The 23,359-nt window shown below is 66.1% G+C and carries 18 protein-coding genes; 8 read left to right on the top strand and 10 right to left on the bottom strand.

From position 1 onward, the window contains the following. Positions 1 to 38 precede the first annotated feature (38 nt). Positions 39 to 905, bottom strand: coding sequence for an SDR family oxidoreductase (locus AWB65_RS03970; RefSeq protein WP_087665894.1), 867 nt, complete (start codon positions 903 to 905; stop codon positions 39 to 41). Between the two features lie 108 nt (positions 906 to 1,013). Here AWB65_RS03970 and AWB65_RS03965 point away from each other — a divergent pair, with 108 nt between their 5' ends. Together AWB65_RS03965 and AWB65_RS03960 are read left to right on the top strand one after the other, a co-directional pair. Beyond that, positions 1,014 to 1,709, top strand: coding sequence for an alpha/beta fold hydrolase (locus AWB65_RS03965; protein ID WP_087665893.1), 696 nt, complete (start codon positions 1,014 to 1,016; stop codon positions 1,707 to 1,709). A gap of 91 nt (positions 1,710 to 1,800) precedes the next feature. Then, a complete protein-coding gene (locus AWB65_RS03960; protein ID WP_087665892.1) occupies positions 1,801 to 2,982 on the top strand; it encodes a 4-hydroxybenzoate 3-monooxygenase in 1,182 nt (393 codons plus the stop codon). Positions 2,983 to 3,122: 140 nt separating this feature from the next. Here the strand turns inward: AWB65_RS03960 and AWB65_RS03955 are convergent, their stop codons facing one another. Further along, on the bottom strand, positions 3,123 to 5,336 hold the full coding sequence (locus AWB65_RS03955; RefSeq protein ID WP_200821657.1) for an amylo-alpha-1,6-glucosidase: 2,214 nt from the start codon (positions 5,334 to 5,336) through the stop codon (positions 3,123 to 3,125). Positions 5,337 to 5,523: 187 nt separating this feature from the next. Between AWB65_RS03955 and AWB65_RS03950 the strand changes: the two genes are divergently transcribed. Beyond that, entirely contained in the window at positions 5,524 to 6,318 is a 795-nt protein-coding gene (locus AWB65_RS03950) for a sulfite exporter TauE/SafE family protein (RefSeq protein ID WP_087666038.1), read from the top strand. Between the two features lie 317 nt (positions 6,319 to 6,635). Beyond that, entirely contained in the window at positions 6,636 to 8,324 is a 1,689-nt protein-coding gene (locus tag AWB65_RS03945; RefSeq protein ID WP_087665890.1) for an acid phosphatase, read from the top strand. A gap of 147 nt (positions 8,325 to 8,471) precedes the next feature. Here the strand turns inward: AWB65_RS03945 and AWB65_RS03940 are convergent, their stop codons facing one another. From AWB65_RS03940 to AWB65_RS03930, 3 genes are read right to left on the bottom strand one after another with little or no spacing between them, the layout of a single operon-like run. Then, positions 8,472 to 9,887, bottom strand: a complete 1,416-nt coding sequence (locus AWB65_RS03940) for an HdeD family acid-resistance protein (protein ID WP_087665889.1) — start codon at positions 9,885 to 9,887, stop codon at positions 8,472 to 8,474. Positions 9,888 to 9,946: 59 nt separating this feature from the next. Beyond that, the gene (locus AWB65_RS03935; protein ID WP_087665888.1) at positions 9,947 to 10,336 is read right to left on the bottom strand and encodes a RidA family protein; all 390 of its coding nucleotides are present in this window, start codon (positions 10,334 to 10,336) and stop codon (positions 9,947 to 9,949) included. Positions 10,337 to 10,383: 47 nt separating this feature from the next. Then, entirely contained in the window at positions 10,384 to 11,277 is an 894-nt protein-coding gene (locus AWB65_RS03930) for a LysR family transcriptional regulator (RefSeq protein ID WP_087665887.1), read from the bottom strand. Between the two features lie 110 nt (positions 11,278 to 11,387). Between AWB65_RS03930 and AWB65_RS03925 the strand changes: the two genes are divergently transcribed. Further along, entirely contained in the window at positions 11,388 to 12,281 is an 894-nt protein-coding gene (locus tag AWB65_RS03925) for an NAD-dependent epimerase/dehydratase family protein (protein WP_087665886.1), read from the top strand. 164 nt (positions 12,282 to 12,445) lie between these two features. On the opposite strand, the gene AWB65_RS03920 is transcribed toward AWB65_RS03925, so the two are convergent. The 3 genes from AWB65_RS03920 to AWB65_RS03910 all read right to left on the bottom strand — a co-directional run bounded on the left by AWB65_RS03920 (position 12,446) and on the right by AWB65_RS03910 (position 17,659). Continuing rightward, positions 12,446 to 13,540, bottom strand: a complete 1,095-nt coding sequence (locus AWB65_RS03920; protein WP_087665885.1) for a malate/lactate/ureidoglycolate dehydrogenase — start codon at positions 13,538 to 13,540, stop codon at positions 12,446 to 12,448. A 135-nt stretch (positions 13,541 to 13,675) separates the two neighbouring features. After that, positions 13,676 to 15,145, bottom strand: coding sequence for a M20 family metallopeptidase (locus tag AWB65_RS03915; protein WP_087665884.1), 1,470 nt, complete (start codon positions 15,143 to 15,145; stop codon positions 13,676 to 13,678). Between the two features lie 63 nt (positions 15,146 to 15,208). After that, positions 15,209 to 17,659 carry a penicillin acylase family protein gene (locus tag AWB65_RS03910; RefSeq protein WP_087665883.1) on the bottom strand — a complete coding sequence of 817 codons (2,451 nt, stop codon included), beginning with the start codon at positions 17,657 to 17,659 and terminating at the stop codon, positions 15,209 to 15,211. 204 nt (positions 17,660 to 17,863) lie between these two features. Between AWB65_RS03910 and AWB65_RS03905 the strand changes: the two genes are divergently transcribed. Beyond that, on the top strand, positions 17,864 to 18,037 hold the full coding sequence (locus AWB65_RS03905; RefSeq protein ID WP_087666037.1) for an oxidoreductase-like domain-containing protein: 174 nt from the start codon (positions 17,864 to 17,866) through the stop codon (positions 18,035 to 18,037). Between the two features lie 78 nt (positions 18,038 to 18,115). Continuing rightward, positions 18,116 to 18,625 (top strand): DUF1993 domain-containing protein, encoded by a 510-nt coding sequence (locus AWB65_RS03900; protein ID WP_087665882.1) that lies wholly within the window; start codon positions 18,116 to 18,118, stop codon positions 18,623 to 18,625. A gap of 54 nt (positions 18,626 to 18,679) precedes the next feature. On the opposite strand, the gene AWB65_RS03895 is transcribed toward AWB65_RS03900, so the two are convergent. Both AWB65_RS03895 and mprF read right to left on the bottom strand, forming a co-directional pair. After that, positions 18,680 to 19,957 carry a virulence factor family protein gene (locus AWB65_RS03895; RefSeq protein WP_374729729.1) on the bottom strand — a complete coding sequence of 426 codons (1,278 nt, stop codon included), beginning with the start codon at positions 19,955 to 19,957 and terminating at the stop codon, positions 18,680 to 18,682. Beyond that, complete coding sequence (mprF, locus tag AWB65_RS03890; protein WP_087666035.1) at positions 19,945 to 22,539, bottom strand: bifunctional lysylphosphatidylglycerol flippase/synthetase MprF; 2,595 nt, start codon at positions 22,537 to 22,539, stop codon at positions 19,945 to 19,947. The genes AWB65_RS03895 and mprF overlap by 13 nt, the downstream gene beginning before the upstream one ends. A gap of 449 nt (positions 22,540 to 22,988) precedes the next feature. Here mprF and AWB65_RS03885 point away from each other — a divergent pair, with 449 nt between their 5' ends. Then, positions 22,989 to 23,351: a hypothetical protein gene (locus AWB65_RS03885; RefSeq protein ID WP_235007494.1), complete on the top strand. Its 363-nt coding sequence runs from the start codon at positions 22,989 to 22,991 to the stop codon at positions 23,349 to 23,351. The last annotated feature ends 8 nt before the right edge of the window (positions 23,352 to 23,359 follow it).

Below are 23,359 nucleotides of genomic sequence, written 5' to 3'. Positions count from 1 at the left end.
GAGCGGTATCGGGAAATCGAGCCGATCATCATATCCCGCTAGATGATCGGCATGCCACCCGTCACCGCGATGGTCGCGCCCGACGTGTAGCTCGATTCGTCCGAGGCGAGCATCACGTAGGCCGAGGCGAGTTCCGCAGGCTGGCCGGCGCGCTTCATCGGCACTTGCGAGCCAAAATTCTTGACCTTTTCGGGCGGCATCGTCGAGGGAATCAGGGGCGTCCAGATCGGCCCCGGCGCGACGCAATTCGCGCGAATGCCCTTTTCCGCCAGCAATTGCGCCAGACCGCCAGTGAAATTCTGGATCGCGCCTTTGGTGGTCGCGTACGCGATCAGGCCCGGATTCGGCGCGTCGGCGTTCACCGAACTCGTGTTGACGATCGCGCTGCCGGGTTTCATGTGCGGCAGCGCCGCCTTGACGATGCGGAACATCGCGCCGATGTTCGTTGAGAAGGTCTTGTCCCACTCGTCGTCGCTGATGTCGTCCAGGCCGTCGTAGGTCATCTGGTAGGCCGCGTTGTTCACGATCACGTCGATGCGCCCGAACATATCGACCGTTTTCGCGACCAGTTCGCGGCAATGCGCGCGGTCAGTGATGTCGCCGGGCAGGAGCAGCGGACGGCGGCCCGCTTCCTCGACCCAGCGCGCGGTTTCCTGTGCGTCTTCGTCCTCGTCGAGATAGGAGATCGCGACGTCCGCGCCCTCGCGCGCATACGCGATCGCGACCGCCCGACCGATGCCGCTGTCGCCGCCGGTGATCAGCGCGACCTTGCCCGCGAGGCGTCCGCTGCCCTTGTAGCTTTTCTCGCCGTGGTCCGGCTGCGGATCGAGCGGCGCGGTCAGGCCGGGCTGGCGGTCCTGCTGCTGATCGGGGAACGGCGGCTTCGGATACGAAATTTGCGTCATGTGGGTTCTCCGCTGGCTGGATCGATTCGCTTTCGCAGCAAGCGACGGACCCGTCGCGCGCACGGAACGCCTAGACTTCGATCAGCGGACATCGTTCGGACTCGACGCATGATCGAAATCGTCACGCTTTGTGCGAACGCGTCGCGCGGCGCCGTCGCGCTCGAATGCGAGTGGCTCGGCGGCAAATGCGGCGGTGCGCCGGCGATCGTGTTTCTCGCGAAGGGCACGATCGATCCGTCCAGCGACTGGCCGGCGAGGCTCGTGCGCACGCTTGGTCTTCGCGGGCTGGTCTGCGGACTAGCCGGCGGTTTGTCCTTGCGCGATCAGGCGCGCGACATCCTGCCCGCCCTGTTCGAAGCGCTCGACATCGATCCCCGCATGTGGATCGTCGGTTATCGCGAGGGCGCGACGATTGCGCTGCTCTACGCTGCTGAGCATCCGCGCGGCCTGGCGGGCGCTATCTTGATCGCGCCCCGGATGTTTTCGCAGTCGCCGCAGGTAGCGCATCTGCTACGCGCGCGTGCGGCCTTCGAACCGGCCAAGCTCCGCGAGCGCTTCGCCTGCCATGCGGCGCACCACGAATGGACAATCGAAGGCGAGTTGCACGGCTTGCGCTGCCCGCTCCTCGCGATCAGGGATTTCCCGGACGACGATGGCAGCGCCGCCTCCCATATCGACCTGCTGGAACTGCACGCGCATCGCGCGGACCGCCTCGAAACCCATGCGCATGAAGGAACGGCCGAATTCCCGCCGCTCGATCCGATGATTCGTTTCATCTCGGCACATTCGCCTCTATCTCGATAATGCATACGCGCTATCCGTCGTATCGCGTTGCGCGATAAGGCGGCTCAGCACGACACTGTTTCCACAACATCAACGCTTTCACGGAGACATCATGCGTACTCAAGTCGGCATCATTGGCGCGGGCCCGGCTGGCCTTCTGCTTTCCCACCTCCTTCATCTGCGTGGCATCGACTCGGTCGTGCTCGAAGCGCGCAGCCAGAACGACATCGAATCGACGATCCGCGCCGGCGTGCTCGAACAGGGCACGATGGACCTCTTGAACGAAGCTGGTCTGGGCGCGCGGATGCAGGCCGAAGGCGCGCTGCACCACGGCTTCGAGCTGGCGTTCGAAGGCCAGCGCCGCCGCATCGCGCTCACCGAGCTGACCGGCCATGCGATTACCGTCTACGCCCAGCACGAAGTGATCAAGGATCTGGTCGCGGCGCGCATCGCCGCCGACGGCGCGCTGAAGTTCGACGTCTCGAACGTCTCCCTGCACGACTTCGACGCCTCCGCCGACGCGAAGCCGCGCATCAAGTACCGCCATGAAGACCGCGACGAAGAGCTGGAATGCGACTTCATCATCGGCTGCGACGGCTCGCAGGGCGTTGCGCGCGGCTCGATTCCGGCGGCGCTGCGCCAGGATTACCAGAAGGTCTATCCGTTCGGCTGGTTCGGCATCCTGGTCGAGGCGCCGCCCTCGTCGGACGAACTCATCTACGCGCGCCACGATCGCGGCTTCGCGCTGATCAGCACGCGCTCGCCGGGCGTCCAGCGCATGTACTTCCAGTGCGACCCGAAAGACACCGCCGATGCATGGTCCGACGACCGCATCTGGGCTGAACTGCACGCCCGCGTCGATACCGCCGACGGCTGGCAGATCACCGAAGGCAAGATCTTCCAGAAGAACATCGTCGGGATGCGCAGCTTCGTGTCCACGCCGATGCAGTGCGGCAAGCTCTTCCTGGCCGGCGACGCCGCGCACATCGTGCCGCCGACCGGCGCGAAGGGACTGAACCTCGCGGTATCGGACGTGAAGGTGCTGACGGCCGCGCTCACCGCGTTCTATAAGGAAGGCGCGAACGACAAGCTCGCGAGCTACACCGAGACGGCGCTCAAGCGCGTCTGGCGCGCGGAGCACTTCTCATGGTGGATGACGCGCATGCTGCACAAGCTCGACGACACCTCGCCGTTCGAGCAGCGCCTGCAGGTCGCGGAACTTGAACACGTGACGACTTCGCGCGCCGCCGCGACGGCGCTTGCGGAGAACTATGTGGGGAGCGTCGCGGTTTGAGCTTCGCCTCGACGCGAGGCTCTCGCCTGGCGTTGAAATCAGACTGACCGGAACGGTCCAATTCGGCTTGCGCCGATTGGACCTTTTCTTTTTTGCGGCTTTCCGCGTCGCTATCTACTGACTGCCGGAGCCATCCGAACCTACAGCACCGCCACTACACGCACGTCCCCTTCCACCGACGGCACCACCTGCCCGCCGACACGCCGGAACGTAATCGACACGCTCTGCTGGCCGACCCGCAAATCGCCGATCTCCAGCCAGTCGATACCATCCGGCAACTGCGGCCGGTCGATCCGCACTTCGTCGCGCTCGGCATCGATCGTGACGCCGAGACACGCTTCCAGAATCATGAACGGCGCCCCCGCCGCCCACGCTTGCGGCAGACACGCGACCGGATACGCGATCGGCTTTTCGCCGCGCTGCCGCGTGAAGCCGCAGAACAGCTCCGGCAAACGCATGTCGAAAGTCACGGCCGCCTCGAACAGCGCCTGTAACAGACGCACCGCACCGCCGCGATCGCCGTAGCGCGCAAGGCCGCGCGCGCACATCGCGGTGTCGTGCGGCCACACCGAGCCGTTGTGATACGACATCGGATTGAAGCGCGGCTGCCCCGCCGCGAGCGTGCGCACGCCCCAGCCGGTGTGAAAGAGCGTGGATTCGAGTTGCCGCGCGACCGCTTCGCCGCGCTCCCGCTCGACGAGATCGAACGCGAGCAGATGCCCCGCATTCGACGCGAGCACGCTGCACAACGCGCCGTGGCCGTCGAGCGCTATGCCGTAGAACTCCGAATCCGGCATCCAGAACATCGCCTCGACGCGGTCGCGGATGTTCTGCGCGCGCCGTTCGTAATCGAGCGCCTCTTCCTTCGCGCCGCGCTTGCGGGCGAGGCGCGCCATTGTCGCGAATGCCGTCGATGCGTACGCCTGCACTTCGACGAGCGCGATCGGGCCGTCGGGGAAGCGGCCGTCCGCGTGGAACACGGAGTCCTGGCTGTCCTTCCAGCCTTGATTGGCGAGGCCGTGCTCGGACGCGCGCTGATAGTCGAGCAGGCCCCAGGCGTTCTTGTCGCAATGACGCGCGATCCATTGCGTGGCGAGTTGCAGGTTCGGCCACAGTTCGTCGATCAGCGCGCGGTCGCCGGTGCGTTCCACGTAGGCGCCCGCGAGCACGACGAAGAGCGGCGTGCTGTCCACGCCGCCGTAGTACATCGCGAACGGGACTTCTCCGGTGGCGGCCATTTCGCTCTTGCGCGTCTCGTGCATGATCTTGCCGACCTCGGCGTCGCGGAACGCCGAATCCTCGCGCGCCTGATGCGCCGCGAGAAAGCGCAGCACGCCGCGCGCGAGCGTCGGCTGCAGCCACAGCATCTGAAGCGACGTGATGATGGCGTCGCGGCCGAACGCCGTGGAGAACCACGGAATGCCGGCGTACGGATACGGGCCGGTTTCGAGATCGGTGGTGAGCAGGCCCAGATCAGCGAGCGAGCGGTCGATCCATTCGCTGAACAGCGGATTGCTCGAACGCACGCGCGCCGTCGCGCGGCGCCGCTCGCGCATGCGCCGGTGCGCTTCCACGAGCGCCTCGCGGATCGCCGGGCGCCCCGATTCGGGCGCGCATTCGGCCGCTTCGGACGCATCGCGCTTGCTCTGCTCGCTCGCGTCGCTCAGGGCGTGCGTCGTGGCCGTGACCGACAGGTAGATCGAAATCGCCGTTTCCGACTGGATGTTGAGCGCGTAATCAGCGCGGCTCGGCGTGAGCGAATCGGGCGCGGGCGTGAACTGGATGCGCGCCGTGCGCTCCACTTCGTCGAGACCGGTGTAGCGCAGCACGACTTCGCCGTTTTCCACCATTGGCGGGCGCATCGTGCCCCGCTTTGCGCGCGTGCTGCCGCGCACTTCGAACATGTCGAGGAAGTCGGCGGCGAACGAAATCGACAGCGGCACAGTGGCCGGTTCCGTCCCGTAATTGGTGAGCACGATACTTTCGTGCAGCACATGACCCGACAGCACGCGTTTGCGCTCGACGTGGATCACGCCCTCGGGCGTGCGCGCCCCGCCGATCGGCGGCAGCGGCTTGTTGGTCAGGTGGGCCGTAAAGACGGCGTTATCGCTCGACACGCTGCCCGACAGGAGCGACGGCGCCCGGCCGCCGAAGGTCAGCACCAGTTCGGAGAGCACGCGCGTATCGTTGACGAAGAGGCCGTCGTCGTGGCCGCGAATGTCCCCGTTCGCGTCGTTGACGGCGAACGTGTTGCCGGACTTGAGCACGAACTGCTGCTCGCTCGCGATGTTCGCGTGCTCGTTCGGGATGAATGCGTCGTCGGGGCGCGGGGGTTTCGGTTGCTTCGTTTCCATTTGCACCTTCCTGGATTGACTTGAGTGAGCGCCGGGTCGTGCATGCTGACGGTTTTCACCGCGCCGCATGCGCGCCTCCGGCCTCGCGATGGCTGGGGCAAAAGAAGCCAGCAGGACGGCAGCGCCGCCGACCGGCTATCATCGACGGTTTTTCGACCGTCTCACGCCTAACGGGTTCTCCGCGCGAATGTCATTTCCGCATATCGACTTACTTTATTCTGCATCCGGACTGGCCGTCGGCTTCCTCGTGGGCCTGACGGGCGTCGGCGGCGGGTCCCTCATGACGCCGCTGCTCGTGCTCCTGTTCGGCATCCATCCGGCGACCGCCGTCGGCACCGACCTGCTCTACGCCGCCGCAACCAAGACGGCCGGAACGCTCGTCCACGGGATCAAGGGCTCCGTCGACTGGCGCATCACCGGGCGGCTCGCCTTGGGCAGCGTGCCGGCGGCCGCGGTCACGCTCGTGCTGCTCAACCGCTACGGCCTGCACGCGCCGGGCACGGCCAGACTGATCCAGATGATTCTCGGCTCGGCCCTCCTGATCACGGCAGTTTCGCTCGTATTCCGGCCTCAGCTCGCGCGGCTCGCCTATAACAAAGGGCGCAACCGGCCGGACAATCCGCAGCGCACTGTCTTGTGGACCGTACTCACCGGCGCGATCCTCGGCACGCTCGTTTCGATCACTTCGGTCGGCGCGGGCGCGATCGGCGTGACTGTCCTGCTTTTGCTCTACCCGCGGCTCGCGACCGCGCGCATCGTCGGCTCGGACATCGCCCACGCCGTGCCGCTCACGCTGATCGCCGGGACGGGCCACTGGCTCCTCGGCTCGGTCGACTGGTCGCTGCTCGTCTCGCTGCTCGTCGGCTCGCTGCCGGGCATCGTGCTCGGCAGCATGCTGTCGGCCAAGGCACCGGAGGCGCTCCTGCGCAACCTGCTCGCGGCTACCCTCGTCCTCGTAGGCATCAAGCTGGTCCTGAGCTGACTGTCGATGCGTTGATAGTAGTCGCGCGCCGTGATGGATTCCAGTCAGCCAAAAGGCATAGGGCTTTCGCACAGGCGTGCGCGTTTTTGCCCGATTGTGAGTTAGGCCTATGCCATTCGGCCGACTTCTCGCGACGTTCCGTTGCAGGCAACATGCAGTTCCGATGCACTCGAAGAGCGGCGCGCGACGCGGGTAAGCCCCCGGTTCCGAAAGGTTGGCGCGCGCCACGTCATTGACGATAATGCTTGGCGCGCGCCGCCGCGCATCGAAGCATCGGACCAGAGTAAGCCGCTAAGCGACCCAAAGGAGCCAGAGCGATGAGCCAGACCGACGATCCGCGTGACGACCTTCCCACTTCTTCCGCAAGCGATGCGCCAACCGATCCCGCCCGGCGGCGTCTGCTCGCTGCGGGCGTCGGTCTCGCGGGCCTGTCGCTCGGCGGCTGCAACCTGTTCGATCAGAAATCCGCGACACCCAAGACCGCCGCCGATCTCGCGCTTGACCGCACGCTGCAGGCAAAAATCAAGCGCATCGTAGTGATCTACGCGGAAAACCGCAGCTTCACCAATTTGTACGGCAATTTTCCCGGGGTCCAGTATCCGCTCGATTCCGTGCCGGCGTCGCGCTATCTTCAGCTCGATCGCGACGGCAACACGCAGCTCGCCAAGTTGCCCGCCATCTGGGGCGGGCTCGTGCCGCAGGCGCAGGAAGTGAACGGCAAACGCTATGCCATTGCCGAGAACCAGATCACCGGCCTCGCAAACACGCCGTTCCGCCTGACAGACGCGCAGGGCCAGCCGCTGCCGAACGGCGTCATCACGCGCGATCTCGTGCACCGTTTTTATCAGAACCAGATGCAGATCAATGCGGGGCGCAACAACCAGTTCGCCGCGTGGGGCGACTCGGGCGGCCTCGTGATGGGGCACTACCGCAATTCCGCCGATACGCTGCGTCTCTGGGGTCTCGCGAGCCAGTACACGCTTTGCGACAACTTCTTCATGTCGGCGTTCGGCGGCTCGTGGCTGAATCACATCTTCCTGATTTCCGCGCAGGCGCCGTTCTATCCGAACGTGAGCAGCGGGCCGGCGGCGAAGCTCACGTCGGTCGTGGAAGGCGACGACCTCACTGGCACGCGCCTGAAACTCGCGCCGGATTCGCCGAAATCGGCGCTGGAAGGGCCGCCCAAGTTCGTGCGCGACGGCGCGCTCACCGCCGACGGTTACGCGGTCAACACAATGGCGCCGCCCTATCAGCCGAGCAACGTGCGCCCTGCCGAGCATGGCGATCCGTCGCTCGCGGACCTGTCGAATCCGCGCGTGCTTCCGCCGCAGGATTACGCGACGATCGGAGACAGGCTCTCGGCGAAGGGCGTCGACTGGGCGTGGTATAGCGGGGCGTGGCAGTACGCGCTCGAACACGCTGATACGGGCATGGTCCCCGATTTCCAGTATCACCATCAGCCGTTCAACTATTTCCGCAGCTTCGCGCCGGGCACGCAGGCGCGGGCGCAGCATCTGCGCGACGCCGGCCTCGGAGACGATCCGTCGACCAACAAGCTGATGGCCGACATCGACGCGGGGCGCCTGCCCGCCGTCACGTTCTACAAGCCGCAGGGCAACCTGAACATGCACGCCGGGTACGCGGACGTTGAATCGGGCGACCGGCACATCGCGAACGTGATCGAGCGGATTCAGCGCGGGCCGCAGTGGGAGAACACGGTCGTGGTCGTCACCGTCGATGAAAACGGCGGCTGGTGGGATCACGTCTCGCCGCCGAAGGGCGATCGCTGGGGGCCGGGCTCGCGGATTCCCGCGCTCGTGATCTCGCCGCTCGCGAAGAAGGGTTACGTCGATCACACGGTGTACGACACGAACTCGATCCTGCGGTTTATCTCGCGGGTGCATGATTTGCCGCCGCTCGATGGTGTCGTCGCGCGGGATCGGGCGTTTGCGGCAAATGGGGAAGCGCCGTTGGGGGATTTGACGGGGGCGCTGGATCTGGCGTAAGCGGTGGACGGGTGCTCACGGCCGCTCGCACCCGTGATTTCGGTGCAACGTCAGGTCTGGTGGCAGCCAAACCGCCCTCTGCGCGCGTAGCTGCGGCGTACGCGCGCCGCGGCCGGCCGGCGCGCGGCGCTGCGTAGCTCGAAGCGCCTAAACCCGCCCCGCCCGCGCATCCGCCGCATCGACGGCTTCCTGCCGCCAGCCGCGCCGCGAGCGCATCATCCGGCGCAGCGCGAGCCGCGCCATCTTGAGCCAGCCGAACGGGCGCGGGTCGGCGAGCATGCTGAGCGCCCGCGCATAGTCGAGCGTGAGGCCGGGCGTCCAGGCCATCGTCGCGGCGCGCTTGCGGATTTGCGCCGCGACCCACAGCTCGGGCGTGACGAGCAGGCGCCAGAATGCGCGCCAGCCGGTATCGCGTCCGTGAAATCGGCCGACCGCGCCTTCCAGCGCGGCTTCGAGCGCGTTCGACACCGTGCTCGAACAGTTGCGATACGTCAGGTTGTACGTCAGGTTCTGCCGATACGCGCCCCAGAATTCGCCCAAACGCTCGGGACTGTAGTTACGGATGCGGACTTTCGTCGTCGATTCGCACCACGCTTTCGATTCCGTCGCGTAGTCCCGCTGGAACACGCCGGGCACGTCGTTTTCGCGGGTCGCGCGCAGGATACGGCCGAATTCGTCGGGCGAGCGGTCGATTTCCACGCCCGGATAGAGGCTGATGTAGACGCCCTCCGGAGATTCCAGCGCGGCGTGACCGGTCGAAATGACGCCGTTTGCATCGACGGCCGCGATGTAGCGGTCGACGATCAGCGAGCGCTGCGCCTGCGTCCGAGCCGAGCCGACAGGCGTCCACACGTGGACCGTCAGCGCTTTTTCGTCCGGCGCAGGAGGACCGTCCCATTCGAATGGGCTATCGTCGGCGGCAAGTTGGGTCGCGGATGTATCGACGATCGTGTGGTCCGCGATCACGTCGTCGGACAGGTTCAGCGTGCGCTTTCGTTCCGGCGGGATGCGCTGCAACGCGCGCACGCGCAACGCGATCCACAGGAGGTTCCAGCCGCCGAACGCGAGCCCGAGGCCGAGGCAATAAGGCGCCGTGCCGACGTAATGCGTCGGATACGGCTGGAAGAAAAATATCGCGAGCAAAATTTCGACGATCGCAAACCCCAGCACGACCCGCCAGCGCGGATAGCGCACGACGAACGCCGACACCGCCTGCAAAAGACCGTCGGCGAGAAAGAGCATGCCGAAGATCATCGACAGCACGAAGTTGCCGTGGTGATGGCCGGCCAGAATCAGCGCCGCCGCCAGCACGACCGCCGCGCCCTTCACGTAGCGCAGCACGCGCTGCCCGCCCGCGCCGGTCCACGCGACGGCGAGCGTCGCCACGCCCTCGGTAAGCAGCAGATAGGCGAGGAACTGCATCGGGAAATAAATGGCGTTGTCGAGCGCGTCGATGAAAACGCCTACGCCGATCAGAAGCCACAACAGGCCGACGGCGAACAGCGTGCGCCAGCGCCTGCGCAAATAGTCGACGCCGAGGAGAAGCAAAACGAGCTGGACCATGACGCAACCTGTATTGACCGGACATCGCAATAATAAGAGCGATGGCCGGGCGAGCAAAATCAGTCGCGCTCGACCCACGCGCGCGCCGCGATCTCCAGCAAGTACTCGTAATGCAGCGCGCCGACGGGCACGACCGCGCGCGCGGGCTTCCAGTCGCCGAAATGGCGCGCGTAGATCTCGTTGAATTCCTTCCAGTGTTCGACGCCAACCAGGTACACCGTCACTTCGATGCAGTCTTTCAGTTCGGCGCCCGCCGCCGCGAGCACTGTGCGCAGGTTCGATAACGTCTGTTCCGCCTGCACCGCGAACGGCTGGTCGCCGGTGTGGGTGCCGTCGGGGCGCATCGGCAACTGGCCGGACACGCAGATCAGGTTGCCCGCGCGCGTCGCGTGGCTGTAGTGGCCGGCGGGGATCGGCAGGCCGGGGGCGTTGAGGGCTTCGATTGGCATCGTCGGTCGGGTGGTTGAGGAGACGCCCAAGCATACGCAGCCGCGCATCACCCCGCCAGCTTCGCCGCCAGAAAATCCAGGAACGCGCGCGCCCGGCCCGCCATCGACGCGCTCTGGTAGTACACCGCGTTGACCGGCAGGCGGACGTCGGCCGTGGAGTCGTCGAGGATCGCGCGCAGGCGGCCGGCGCGCAGGTCGGCGGCGGTCATGAACTCGGACAGACACGCGATCCCGCAGTCGTTCAGCGCGAGTTGCCGGATCGTCTCGCCGCTCGATGCCGCGAGCGCCGGCGTGATCGTCACGAACGCGCGGCCGGAGCGGGCATCGCGCAGGGGCCAGTCATTGAGGCTTTCCGGCGCCGTAAAGCCGATCAGCCGATGCCGCAGCAATTCATCGACGTCGCCTGGCTCGCCGTTTTCCGCCAGATACGCCGGAGTCGCGAGAACCCTCCAGCGCGTGCTGCCGAGCGAGCGCGCGTGCAGCGTCGAATCCTGTAGCGCGCCAAGCCGGATCGCGATATCGACGCGCTGCTCCATCAGGTCGACGATGCGCTCGTTGCTCGTCAGCTCCAGCGTGATATCGGGATAGAGCGCGTTGAACGCCTTCACGTTCGGCACGATGCAGTGGAGCATGAACGGCGACGCGGCATCGACGCGCAGCCGCCCCGCTGGCCGCTCGCGATGCCGCACGATGGCTTCCTCGGCGTCGTCCATCGCGGCGAGGATCAGCCGGGCGCGCGCGAGGAACAGTTCGCCCTCGTCGGTCAGTTGCAGACGGCGCGTCGTGCGGCGCACGAGCGTGGCGTCGAGTTTCGTCTCCAGCCGCGTGAGCGCGCGGCTCACGCCGGAGACGGTCTGCCGCAGCGCCTCGGCCGCCGCCGTGATCGAGCCGCAATCGATCACGCTCACGAAGACCTGCAATTCGTCGGTGTTAGTCTTCATCGCTTATTTGTTGACTCAAAATCAAGATTGATTTGAGACTAGCACTGTTTTTGCGAAAGTCGAAACGGCCCATACTGCCCTTCATCGACACCTTTCAAAGGAGCAGCACCATGAAAATTTTTGTGACTGGCGCAGGCGGGTTTATCGGTGGATCGATCGCGGCGGGTCTCGTGCGCGACGGCCATCAGGTACGCGGCCTCGTGCGGCGCGCGGAGCAATCGGACGAACTGAAACGCCTCGGCATCGAACCGGTGCTCGGCAGCCTCGACGACCGCGCGCTCCTCGTCGCCGAAGCGCGCGCGGCGGACGCCGTCATCAACGCCGCCAGCAGCGACCATCGCGGCGCGGTCGAAGCGCTGATCGAAGGGCTCGAAGGCTCGAACAAGCCGTTCCTGCACACGAGCGGTTCGAGCATCGTCGGCGATGCATCCGGCGGCGAGGCGTCGGAGGCGATCTATCGCGAGGACAACCTGCCCGAGCCGACAGCCGACAAGGCGCCGCGCGTCGCGATCGACAACCTCGTGCTCGACGCCGCCAGGCGCGGTGTGCGCTCGGCCGTGCTCTGCAACACGCTGATCTACGGGCACGGCGCGATTCCGTCGGCGGCGAGCGTGCAGTTGCCGCGCTTGCTCAAGCAGGCGCAGAAGAGCGGCGTCGTGCGCCACGTCGGGCCGGGGCGCAATATCTGGTCGAACGTGCATATCGACGACGTCGTCGATGCGTACCGCCGCGCGCTCGACAAGACGCCGCCGGGGACGTTCTATTTCATCGAGAGCGGTGAAGCGCCGTTCCGCGAAATGACGACGGCGATGGCTGAGGTGCTGGGTTTGGGCGAGCCGCAGGACTGGCCGCTCGACGCCGCGAAGGAAGAATGGGGTTATGAGATGGCGTCGTACGGGCTCGGGTCGAACAGCCGGGTGCGCGGCGAGCGGGCGCGGGAACTGCTTGGATGGTCGCCGAAGCGCACGTCGGTGGTGGAGTGGATCAAGAACGAGATGGTTTGATTACGAGTACGGCGTGATGCCGCTGGTCTGAAGAGAAAAAAGCCATTCCAACACGTGCGGAACGGCTTTTTTCGCGGTTTTCGCGGTTTTCGCGCCCGCAGCTACATCAAGCTTCGATCCCGCTCACGTGACCGGCACTACACCGGCCAGCGATTCTCGAATCCCTACCGCAACTGCCTCACAAACCCCTCGATCTCCTCACCCGCCATCCCCGACGCCGCCGCCGCATCGCGAATCTGCTGCCAGGTCGTCGGATCGATTGGCACGCCGTTCGCGCCGCGCTCTTCGCGGCGCGCGTCCTCCGGTTCGCCCGGCGCGTAGATGCGTTCGACGCCCGCCTGCACCGGCGACGCCTTCACCCACTCGATAAACGCCTCCGCCTCTTCCTGCGCTGCGGGTGCATCGAATGCGTTCGGATCGAGGATCACCGACGTCATGCAATTCATGATCGCGCTCGTCTTCTGCAACGTGCTTTCACGCGTCGTGTAACCGCCCGACAGCGCGCCGCCGAGAATTTCGCACATGGCGGCCAGACCAAATCCCTTGTGCAGCCCGAACGGCAGCAGTGAGCCGAACGGCTCCTCGTGCATCACCTTCGGCTCGACGGTCGGCGTGCCGTCGTGTTCGATCAGGTAGCCCGGCGCGACCTTCACGCCCTTGTTGTACGCGACGCGGGTCTTGCCGTACGCGATGCCGCTCGTCGCGAAATCGAGCACGAGCGGCGTCTTGCCGTCGCGCGGGAACGCGGCGCAGAACGGATTCGTGCCGAAGCGCCGGTCGATGCCGCCGAACGGCGCGACGAGCGGGTCGCCCGCGACGTTCACGAAGTGAAACGACACGAGGCCGGCCTTCGCGCACTGCTCGGCCCAGTGCCCGATGCGCCCGATGTGGTGCGCGTTGCGCAGGCCGACCGCGCAGACGCCGAGCTTTTTCGCGCGCTCGATGCCGTGCTCCATCGCCTCGTAGGCGACGACCTGGCCAAAACCCTTGACGCCGTCGATGGTCAACACCGCGCCCGCATCGCGGACGATTTCGGCGTGAGCGTTGAGCTTGAGTTCGCCGTCCGCGAGCGAGGCGACGTAGCGCGGGATCATCCCGACGCCGTGTGAATCGTGGCCTGACAGGTTCGCCATCACGAGATGATCGGCCACGAGTTGCGCCTCGCGCGGCGTGCTGCCAGCGCGCTCCCAGATCGTGCGGACGTAGGTGTGGAGGGCCTCGGCGGGAATGCGGAGTTCGGGGATCTTGGTGTCGGTCATCAGAGGTTTTGTCTCCATTTATGCAGTCGCGTAACAGAAAGCATACTCTACAGATGATCGATTGGCCTTACCACTTTCGACGAGAAAAAAGGCGCGCAGAACCACCCGCGCGCCTCCGTCATCCTGCGTGAAACATCACGGCGCCGCCGCAATCACCTCCGCAACCGCCGACGTCAGCTTCTTCCCATACGGCACATGTAAAAACTCATTCGGCCCGTGTGCATTCGATTTCGGCCCGAGCACGCCGCACACCATGAACTGCGAGCGCGGAAAACCTTCCTTGAGCGTGTTCATCAGCGGAATCGTCCCGCCCTGCCCGATGTACGCGACATCCGCGCCGAAGTGCCGCCGCGACGCATCGTTCAGTGCTGATCCGAGCCACGCCGCGAGATCCGGCGCGTCCCAGCCGGTTGCCGCACCCGCCTCCGGCTTGAACGTGACCTTTGCGTTGTAAGGCGGATCGAATTCGAGCAGCGCCTTCAGCTCCGCGACCGCCTGCGTCGCCTCGACGAGCGGCGGCAGTCGCAGCGACAGCTTGAACGCCGTGCGCGGCGCGAGCACGTTCCCGGCATCGGCGAGCGGCGGGAGGCCGGAGGCGCCCGTCACCGTGAGCGATGGCCGCCACGTCGAATTCAAGAGCGCCTCCTGCGGATCGGTCGTGGTCGGCAGGACCGAGCCACCGTCCTGCCCGCAGCTCCACGGCAGCTTTTTCCAGACGTCGTTGCCGAGGATGTGCGCCGTCGCTTCCGCTTCGCGCAGGCGTTGCAGCGGGATCGGGCAGTGAAAGCCCTTCGGCAGGAGATTCCCAGTGCCGGCGTCTTCGAGCCGCTCGAACAGTTGCCGCATGATCCGGAACGTCGATGGCGCGATGCCGCCGTAACCGCCCGAATGGATGCCTTCATCGAGCACCTGCACTTCGAGATCGCCCGCGACGAGACCGCGCAGCGACGTCGTCAGCCAGAGCTGGTCGTAGTTGCCCGCGCCGGAATCGAGGCAGATCACGAGGCCGACATCGCCCAGCCGGTTGCGCAACGCATCGATGTAGGGCAGCAAATCGTAGCTGCCCGATTCCTCGCACGTCTCGATGATGCCGACGCAGCGGGGCCGCTCGATGCCCTGCGCGTCAAGCGCCGCGATCGCGGTGATGCTGGCATAGGTCGCATAGCCGTCGTCGGCGCCGCCGCGGCCGTAGAGCTTGTCGTCTTCGAGCTTCGGCGTCCACGGACCGAGGTCGCGGCGCCAGCCTTCGAACTCGGGCTGCTTGTCCAGATGCCCGTACAGCACAACGGTTTCCGTGCTGCCCGAACGCGTCGCGGGCGCTTCGAAAAAGATCACCGGCGTGCGCCCGGCAAGCCGCACGATCTCGACTTTCAGGCCCGTCACGGGCTGCTGCTCGACCCATTGCACGGCGTCCGTCACGACGCGTTCGATGAAGCCGTGGCGAACCCAGTCGGCATCGAACATCGGGCTTTTGGCGGGGACGGCGATGTAGTCGGTCAGCGCGGGAACGATCTCGTCGTTCCACTTGCGCTCGACGAAGGCGGACAACGCACCGCGATCGAGTTGTGGGGCTGCGGCTTGCTGCGAGGTGTCATCGGAAATCATGACGGTCGTTCCATCCGATTTAAACCTCAATCATAGACGCGTTTCAACACTCATAGCCGTTCCTTACGGCACGCGACGCGGCCCGACCGGGCGCAGCACCGGCTCCTGCACACGTTCGCCGGTGACGGTCGCGCGCACGAGCGTCGGGTCGGCGTCGATCGCGGCGTCGGTGAAAGGAAAGCGCGACCACGTCTTCGAGGCGAAAAGCCGCGTTGCGTCGCCGGAACGCGGGGACGCGAGATCGTCGGATTCTGAGTGCGCGAGCATCGTGTCCGCATCGACGCCCTGCTGGCCGAATGACACCACCTGCATGTAACTGTCGCCCTGGCCGTTCACGTCCATGGAATAGCCGCGCGAGTCGAGCGGCCGGCGCGCGCACACGACCGCGAAGTACCCGACTTCGTCGCAGCCGCCGTAGAGCGGCACGCGAGCGCCGTTGCGCGTCGTGTAGAGGATGTCGCCGCGCCGCGAATTCAATGCGAAGCCGTTGAGCTTGAGCGCCAGCACCGCGCCGCCGAGCGCCTGCTTCAAATCCTGCACCACCGACGGATTCGACGTGTTGAAGCCGCCCGGCGTCGCGAGCGGCTTGGCGGGATCGAAGGCGTTCGCCCACAGCCGCTCCGGCGCGATGCGCACGAGGCGCACCCAGAATTCGTCCCACAGATTGGCGCCGCGCGCGTCGGTGTTCGCGGTGCCGTCCCAGACGCGCAGCACGTCGCAGGCTTCGCGCAGGTTGTTGGCCGGATCGCCGAAATTGCAGGCGGCATCGAGCAGCGGCTTCCGGTAAAGCCGCTCCGACATCGATCCGGAATCCAGCACCGCTGTTTTCAGCGCGTCGCGCGTGATGCCGCCGGGCTCGCGCTGCAACTGCGCGGCAAGCAGATGCCCGTAGCGCGTGCGCAGCGACTGCGGCGTGCCGGTCGCGCCCGCGATGCGTGGGTAACCCGTCATCGGCGCGTTCGCGTTGGTGAGCCAGTAGCTGTCGTTGAAATTGCCGACGTAATCGCCGCGCGCGATGCTCGGCATCTCGTCGACGGGGAGCGCGCCCGCCTGCGCCGCCGTATCGTCTACGCGCCACGCGCAGGCGCTCTTCGCGCCGTCGAGGAACGCGACGCCCGGCACGCGGCCCGCGAACGCGCGGCCGGCGGGCGTCGTGCAGGTGTCGAGAACGGTGTCGGGCACGTTCGGCATCGGGCCGATGTCGGCGAACCAGACGCGCGCGTCGCCGCGTCCGATCGCGAACGTGTTGACCCACGGCATCGCGGCGAAGCGCTTCTGGATCGAGATGAAATCGGTCAGCGAGCGCGCCTGGTTCCACGCGAAGAAGTTGAGGAACGCGCGATTGTTCTCGGCGTTCACGTCGCGCAGGGCGAAGGCGCGCTGCGCGGTCCAGCCGAGCCCCGGCGCCATCGACGACAAATCCACCACCGGCCCGAAGCGCGTTCGATACAGCGTGCGCGTGACCGGTTCGGTCGAGCCGTCGGGACGGCGCGTCTGCACCGTGATCTGCACGGGCGTCATCGGCTCGGAGCGGCCGTCGACGACGTAGCGCGTCGGGTCGGCGGGATCGAGCGTCAACTGGAACAGGCCGAAGCGGCGCACGGTCGAGACCGTGTGCGTCCACGCGACGTTGTCATTGAAGCCGAGCACGATCACCGGCACGCCGAGAAACGACACGCCCGCCACGTTCACGACGCCCGGAATCGTCAGTTGCGCCTGATAGAAGCGGTCCGGGCCGCGCCAGAACCAGTGCGGATTGCCGAACAGGAGGCTGCTGTCGTCGTGCGTGATCGGCGCGCCGAACGCGAGCGCGTTGCTGCCGATGCCGGGCGTCTTGCCGATGTCGACACGCGTGATTTTTTCGACCTCGCCGGGCGCGGCGGGTGCTTCGGCCGACGGCGCGCGCGGCGGCCGCGCGTTCGCGATCTGCTGCAGGAACTGCGTCGATCCGCCGGCGAGGTTTGCGGCGATCAGCCGCTGGTAGACGTCGGCGGCGGTGATGCGCTCGACCCACGGCTTGCCCTTGCAGGCGGCGTGGGCGTTGGCGAAGCGGCCGGCGTCGAGGTCGCGCAGATAGCGGTTGTAGCCGGCCGCGAAGCCTTCGATCAAGCTTTGCAGCGTGGCCGGTTGCGCGGATCGATAGCGTTCGACGGCGGCACTATCGACGATGAAGCGAAAGAAGAAATCGGCGTCGATGTTGCGCGGCTGTCCGAAGGTCGCGCCCGCAGGCGGACGGGCGTCTGCGCCGAACCAGGCGGAGCGCTCGCCGCGATAGGTCACGAAGGCGTCGGCGAGCGTGCAGAGGTTGTCTTCCGCCTGCGCGTAGCCGTAGCCAAAGCCCAGGCTGCCCCAGTCGGCGGCCTTGATGTGCGGGATGCCCGACTGCGTGCGGCGGATTTCGGCGGTGTAGGGGGTGTCGGGCTGAGTGGCAGTGGCCGACGGCTGCGGCTGCAACTGCATGCAGCCCGCAAGGACGACGAGCGCGGCAAAAAGGAGCGTGGCTGTCTTGGTCATCGAAGGAGCCTTCCATTCGTTCGAGAGGCAGCAGCGTCGCCCTATGGAACCACGCGCGAAACCACGGCTCATGCCCGTGGCTCACGGCTGCTGCGCCAAAGTATGCCATCGGGCACACCGTCGGACGACGCCAAAACCTAGCCGCCGAAGTCTGCGAACATTGATCGGCGCAAAATGGCGTGACTGCCTTTGAACGCCGGTGAGATGCCTGATAAAGACCCCGATCCGCGCCCGATTCCTCCCGAGCGACCTGCCCCGGACGAATGCTGCCAGAGCGGCTGCCATCCGTGCGTGTTCGATCTCTATGAAACCGCTCTCGAACGCTACGAAGCCGACTTGCGCGCGTGGGAATCCCGTGCGCGGACGACGCCGTCATAAGCCTCGTTTGGGCAGCCGAAAGCCCGACGCGCTATCCTTGTGGCCCCTGTCAAACCACAGTCAAAAAAGGAGACACCCATGTCCCTGACGATGTATCGCGCGTCGATTCCGGCGTTCATCCGCGGCCTCGAAGTGCTGTCCACGCTGCTCGAAAAGGCGGCCGCTTTCGCCGACGAAAAAGGCATCGCGCATGCCGACATCATCGGCGCCCGGCTTGCGCCCGACATGCTGCCGTTCGCCGCGCAGATCCAGCGCGCGAGCGATACGTCGAAGCTCTCGGCGCAACGACTCGCGGGCGGCGAAGCACCGCGTTTCGAAGACAACGAGGACAGCTTCGACGCGCTCCAGGAACGCATCGCGAACACGATCATGTATTTGAAGAGCATCGACGCGAAGCAACTCGACGGCAGCGACACGCGCACCGTCACGGTCAAGTTCAAGGATGCGCAGCCGAGCTTCAGCGGCGTCGATTATCTGCTGGGGTTCGGGTTGCCGAACTTTTACTTCCACGTCGTGACGGCGTACGACATCCTGCGGCATCTGGGCGTGCCAATCGGGAAAATGGATTATCTGGGGCTGTTGAAGTAATTCGAGCGACGGCTAGCCGCGCCGCCATGATGGCGCGCGCGGCTTCTTACTGCTTTACGCCCCGTTGCGCGCAGCAATCTGCTTCTGCCACCCGCCGAGAATGCGCTTGGCGAGCGCATCGTAATCGCCGCCGAAGTGGTGATCGCCCGGCAGCCTGACCACGTCGATACCCGTCTTCGTCAGCGTCGGACACAGGGTGTCCTCTTCCTTCTCCCCGTAGATGCACTGCACGATCGCGGGCGGCAGCTTCGCCAGCTCGCCCTTTACGGGCAGCGCCTTGTCGCTTGCCGGCATGCCGAGCCAGCCGGTCACGCGAATCTGGAAATCCGCCGTCGGCGCGAACCCCATCAGCGACACATACGACACCTTCGCGCGCAACGCGTCCGGCAGACGGTTGTAAGCGAACGGCATCACATCGGCGCCGAACGAGTAGCCGACCAGCGCGACGTGGCTCGTATGCCAGCGCGCGTTGTAAGTCTGGATCACGCGGCCGAGGTCGTGCGCGGTCTGCTGCGGCGTCTTCTCGCTCCAGAAGTAGCGCAGCGCGTCGATGCCGATCACCGATACGCCTTCGCGCTGCAGCGCTTCGGCCATCGTCTTGTCGAGATCGCGCCAGCCGCCGTCGCCGGAAATGACGATCGCGAGCAGGTCGGTCGGACGGGACGCGCGCAGTTCGACCAGCGGCAGGTCGGACACGTCTTCCTCGCGCTCGACGGTCGCGCGCAGATGCGGCGCCGTCATCGCGACGAGTGCGTCGGCCCTGGTGCGCCCCGCCTGCATCGCGCCGCGCTCGACGAAGCCCGGCAGGCCCTTGCCGTGCGTGATCGTCGGGTCCGGCGGGCAGAGGTCGAAGCGCGGGTCGAGTTGCTTCTCGGCGTCGAGCGAAACGGCGCCCGCGACGGTGTTTTCCGGCGCCTGCGCCAGAATCCGCTCGGCGAGGATCGCGCCTTGCCCCGTGCCCGCGACGATCGGCGCGAAATAACGGCTCGTCTGCACGCCGCGTTCGAGTTGATGGCTCACGGCTTCGGCATCGCCGACGAGGTTGTGACAGCTTTCCTTTTCCGCCGGCGATTTCAGGCGCGCCGCGTAATGCTCCGTATCCACGCCGACGACCATCGCGCCGTTCTTCGAGAGCGCATCGGCGGCTTGCTGATCGGCCGGGCTCCAGCCGCTTTTTTCCGAAAACAGCACGACGAAGCCGCGCATTTCGCCGACGGGCTTCGTCAGCGTGACCTGGCCGTAGCGGCCGCCCGGGATCGTGGCGGCGTGGGCCGCGGAGATCAGCGCGAGCGAAACCGCCGCGACCTTCAACAAAAATTTCATGAACGCCATCCGCCCGCGAGCAGCGAGAGGTCCGCCAAAGTGAAAAATACGCCGACCGAGCCGGACGCCGCGAGATAACGCGGCTCCCAGCGCGGCTGGAACTTGCTTTTGAATCCGCGCAGGCCGCGGAAATTGTAGAACCGTCCGCCAAAGCGCCAGATCAGGCCAGCAAGCCGGTGCCAGTAAGACGCGAGCGGCGTCGGCTGCATGCCGGAAAGCGGCGCGATGCCGAGCGACAGCGACTGGAACCCCGCCTGCTTCAGATGCAGCGCAAGCTTGGTGAACAGATACTCCATCGCGTAAGGCGACGCGTCGGACACATGGCGCATCACGCCGACCGTCGCTTCGGTGTTCATGTCGGTCGTCATGAACGTGACGAATGCGACGGGCGTGCCCTGCTGGCGCACCAGCAGCACCGATTGCGCGGCCAGATAGTCCTCGTTGAACGCCGCCACCGAGAAGCTCTTTTCGCGCGCGAGACGGCTTTCGAGCCACGCATCGGAGATTTCGCGCAGCATCGGCAGGCTTTCGGGCACGCGCGCCGGCTCGATCACTTCGACGTCGAAGCCATCGCGTTCGCCGCGTTTGAGCGCATAACGCAGATGTGCGCGGTGCGAGCCCTTCAGGTCGAAATCGGAGAGCACGACGTGCGCTTCCTCGCCGAGCTTCATCAGCGTGAGGCCGGCGTCGAGATAGAGCGGAAGTGCGTCGGCGCGCACCTGGTAGAACGCGGCGCGGCCGTGGTGCGCATGCGCGAGTTCGACAAACTTGCGGATCAGTTCAGCCCATTCGCGGCGCGGGCCGACCGGATCGTGCAGCGCGGCCCACGTGCGGCCGTGCTTCGCGTACATCAGAAATGCTTCGCGCGACTCGGAAAACAGGAAGCTCTTGTCGCCCATCATCGCGAGTCCGGCGTCGCTGCGCTCCTGCGCGCGGAAAATGCGCGCGGCGTCGAGCAAATCCTGCGGCTCGGGCATCACGAAGCGGCCAGCGGCCGGACGCAGCAATTGCCACATCGCGAAGACGGCGGCGAACAGGACCGCCGCCAGCGTCGCGCGCAGCGCGCGCGGGGCGCGGTTGTCGAACGCGAACTGCCACCAGAGGTCGCCGCTATAAGGAACGTCGCGGAACGCGAAGAACATCACCCACACCGCCAGCACCATCACGACGGCGACCGACGCGAGCCACGTCGCCGTGAAACGCTCGGCGAAGAGCGACGAACGGCGGTTGAAGCGCTCGCGCGTCGCGAACAGGAGAACGATCAGGAAGCCGAGCACCCCCGCTTCGACAAACGCGAGACCCTTCGCCAGCGACAGCGCCAGATTCGCGACCGCCAGAATCATCGCGAGCCACCAGGCGGCGTCGAGCCGGCGCAGCAGCCCGCGCGCGACGAACAGCAACAGCACGCCGAGCACGCTGCCGAGCAATTGCGAGCCTTCAAGCACCCAGAGCGGCAGAATCGTCTGAAGCGTGGCGATGCGTTTTGCGAATGCAGGCGTCGCGCCGGAGATGACGAGCATCGAGCCGGCTACGAACGTGACGATGCTCAAAAAGAGCGGCGCGAGCTGCGATACGTGGCGCGGACGCAGGAACGCGAAGCGGCCTTTCAGCGCGCGGCCTTCAAACGCGGCCATCACGCCGGCCGAGAGGATCAGCGGCACGCCGAAGTAGATCGCGCGGTACGCGAGCAGCGCCGCGACCATTTCGGGCGTTTGCACGGTGCCGCCGAGCGCGAACACCATCGACGCTTCGAACACGCCCACGCCGCCCGGCGTATGGCCGATCATGCCGAGCAGCATCGCGGCGGAGAACACGGTGATGAAATCGCCGAAGCCGACTTGCGCGTGCGGCAGAAGCGCCCACAGCGCGAGGCCGGCGGCAATTACGTCGACGATCGCGAGCACGATCTGCGCGACGAAATCGCGGCGCGCGGGAATCATGAAGCGCAGCCACGTCCAGCGCGTGGCCAGCGTGCGCGGCGCCGCGCCGCAGCAGGCGATCATCACGGCGAATACGACGACGAGCGCCGCACCGGCCGACCGCAGCGCGACGGGCGAAAGCGGCATCATGCGAGCCAGGGTATCGGCGGAAACGATCATGCCGACCGCTGTCATCAGCACCAGCGATAGCGCGAGCGTGACGCTCGTGAACACCGTGAGCCGGCCGACCTGAGCGGGCGTCACGTCCGCCGCGCCGTACACGCGGCAGCGCACCGCGCCGCCGGTGAGCGCGCCGAAACCGGTCGCGTTGCCGAGCGCCGAGCCTACCGTCGCGCCGACCCATAGCAGCGAGCGCGGCACCTGCACGCCGACGTGCCGCAGCCCGACGCCATCGCGCCCGATCAGCGCGCCGAAGCTGAGCGCGGTGGCGAAAAGCGCGGCGCCCCAGGCATCGAGGGGCAGATGGCGCAATTGCCGCATCACCGATTTGTAATCGACGGTTTGCGACAGGTGCTGGAACACGGCGAGCAGGAGCGCGCACACGACGACCGTGAGGACGGGCGCGGTGAAACGCTGCAGGCGATGAGCGTGGGACCAGCTGCGGACTTTCGCAATTGTGCGGGCGGGATCGAACAACTTTCTGCGGGGCATGCGTTCAACCAAGGTGACAAGAACCGTCGCGGCGGGGCCCGATTGCTCGGGCGCCGCTTTGGCGGCATAAGCATTTTCCGTGGAGCTTCTGCGGGTTTTCCGCCGTTGTCTCGGAGGCGAAATAATGCATCGGCGGCATATGGGGCCGGCTCTTGCGGACGGCGTCTTATCTTATTAAGTAGGAACGCCTGTATAACGGCGCGGGTTGACGTGACTTAAGTAATTGAGAAGAAAGTCACTCGAATAATTCTGAAAGTTACCGATCGATCGTAAGTGTTTGCTGAATTTTGGGGGTCTGGCCGAGTTGAGTAGGTTTCAGAACGCATCGGCCGCTGGCTTTACGGTTCGTCAGACGAGCGGTTAGCATCGGGAACGGCGATTTTTTCGCGTCGCCGCCCGCGAAAACAAGCCGCCAACTGCGGCGACATCACGATAAGGCATCGAAACGCATGAAATTTCCCGCCCTCGCCTCGTCCGCCGCGACCTGCGCGCTCGTCCTGACCGGCTGCGCCGCAGCGATGGACGACAGCAATCTCATGAAAAACGTGCCGGTCGGCTCGGGTACGTCGCATCTCGAAATTTATCCGTTCATCGAGTGCGTGAAAGCGAAATGGGCGCCGCAGGCCGGACGTCTGCGCCAGTACACGCCCGACGCGGACGGTCAGGTCCTCGCCGTGCGCAGCGCGAGCGGCAGCGGCGATGACGTGCTGCTGTACGCCCAGCCGTCGCCGGCGGCGCGCAACACTGGCTACACGATCTATGGAGATATCGCGGCCGCCCGCTACGTCTCGGCGGCGCACGCCTGCGACTGAGTCAGCGC

Source organism: Caballeronia humi (genome assembly GCF_001544475.1).
GTDB lineage: Bacteria > Pseudomonadota > Gammaproteobacteria > Burkholderiales > Burkholderiaceae > Caballeronia > Caballeronia humi.
This window is presented reverse-complemented; position numbering and strand designations above follow the sequence as displayed.

What these genes read in the sequence shown, in the direction of transcription:
- mprF (WP_087666035.1), bottom strand. Translation starts at nt 22,539, where the DNA reads ATGCCCCGCAGAAAGTTGTTCGATCCCGCCCGCACAATTGCGAAAGTC.
- AWB65_RS03960 (WP_087665892.1), top strand. Translation starts at nt 1,801, where the DNA reads ATGCGTACTCAAGTCGGCATCATTGGCGCGGGCCCGGCTGGCCTTCTG.
- AWB65_RS03900 (WP_087665882.1), top strand. Translation starts at nt 18,116, where the DNA reads ATGTCCCTGACGATGTATCGCGCGTCGATTCCGGCGTTCATCCGCGGC.
- AWB65_RS03955 (WP_200821657.1), bottom strand. Translation starts at nt 5,336, where the DNA reads ATGGAAACGAAGCAACCGAAACCCCCGCGCCCCGACGACGCATTCATC.
- AWB65_RS03940 (WP_087665889.1), bottom strand. Translation starts at nt 9,887, where the DNA reads ATGGTCCAGCTCGTTTTGCTTCTCCTCGGCGTCGACTATTTGCGCAGG.
- AWB65_RS03945 (WP_087665890.1), top strand. Translation starts at nt 6,636, where the DNA reads ATGAGCCAGACCGACGATCCGCGTGACGACCTTCCCACTTCTTCCGCA.
- AWB65_RS03965 (WP_087665893.1), top strand. Translation starts at nt 1,014, where the DNA reads ATGATCGAAATCGTCACGCTTTGTGCGAACGCGTCGCGCGGCGCCGTC.
- AWB65_RS03910 (WP_087665883.1), bottom strand. Translation starts at nt 17,659, where the DNA reads ATGACCAAGACAGCCACGCTCCTTTTTGCCGCGCTCGTCGTCCTTGCG.
- AWB65_RS03905 (WP_087666037.1), top strand. Translation starts at nt 17,864, where the DNA reads ATGCCTGATAAAGACCCCGATCCGCGCCCGATTCCTCCCGAGCGACCT.
- AWB65_RS03935 (WP_087665888.1), bottom strand. Translation starts at nt 10,336, where the DNA reads ATGCCAATCGAAGCCCTCAACGCCCCCGGCCTGCCGATCCCCGCCGGC.
- AWB65_RS03950 (WP_087666038.1), top strand. Translation starts at nt 5,524, where the DNA reads ATGTCATTTCCGCATATCGACTTACTTTATTCTGCATCCGGACTGGCC.
- AWB65_RS03885 (WP_235007494.1), top strand. Translation starts at nt 22,989, where the DNA reads ATGAAATTTCCCGCCCTCGCCTCGTCCGCCGCGACCTGCGCGCTCGTC.
- AWB65_RS03920 (WP_087665885.1), bottom strand. Translation starts at nt 13,540, where the DNA reads ATGACCGACACCAAGATCCCCGAACTCCGCATTCCCGCCGAGGCCCTC.
- AWB65_RS03970 (WP_087665894.1), bottom strand. Translation starts at nt 905, where the DNA reads ATGACGCAAATTTCGTATCCGAAGCCGCCGTTCCCCGATCAGCAGCAG.
- AWB65_RS03915 (WP_087665884.1), bottom strand. Translation starts at nt 15,145, where the DNA reads ATGATTTCCGATGACACCTCGCAGCAAGCCGCAGCCCCACAACTCGAT.
- AWB65_RS03930 (WP_087665887.1), bottom strand. Translation starts at nt 11,277, where the DNA reads ATGAAGACTAACACCGACGAATTGCAGGTCTTCGTGAGCGTGATCGAT.
- AWB65_RS03895 (WP_374729729.1), bottom strand. Translation starts at nt 19,957, where the DNA reads ATGGCGTTCATGAAATTTTTGTTGAAGGTCGCGGCGGTTTCGCTCGCG.
- AWB65_RS03925 (WP_087665886.1), top strand. Translation starts at nt 11,388, where the DNA reads ATGAAAATTTTTGTGACTGGCGCAGGCGGGTTTATCGGTGGATCGATC.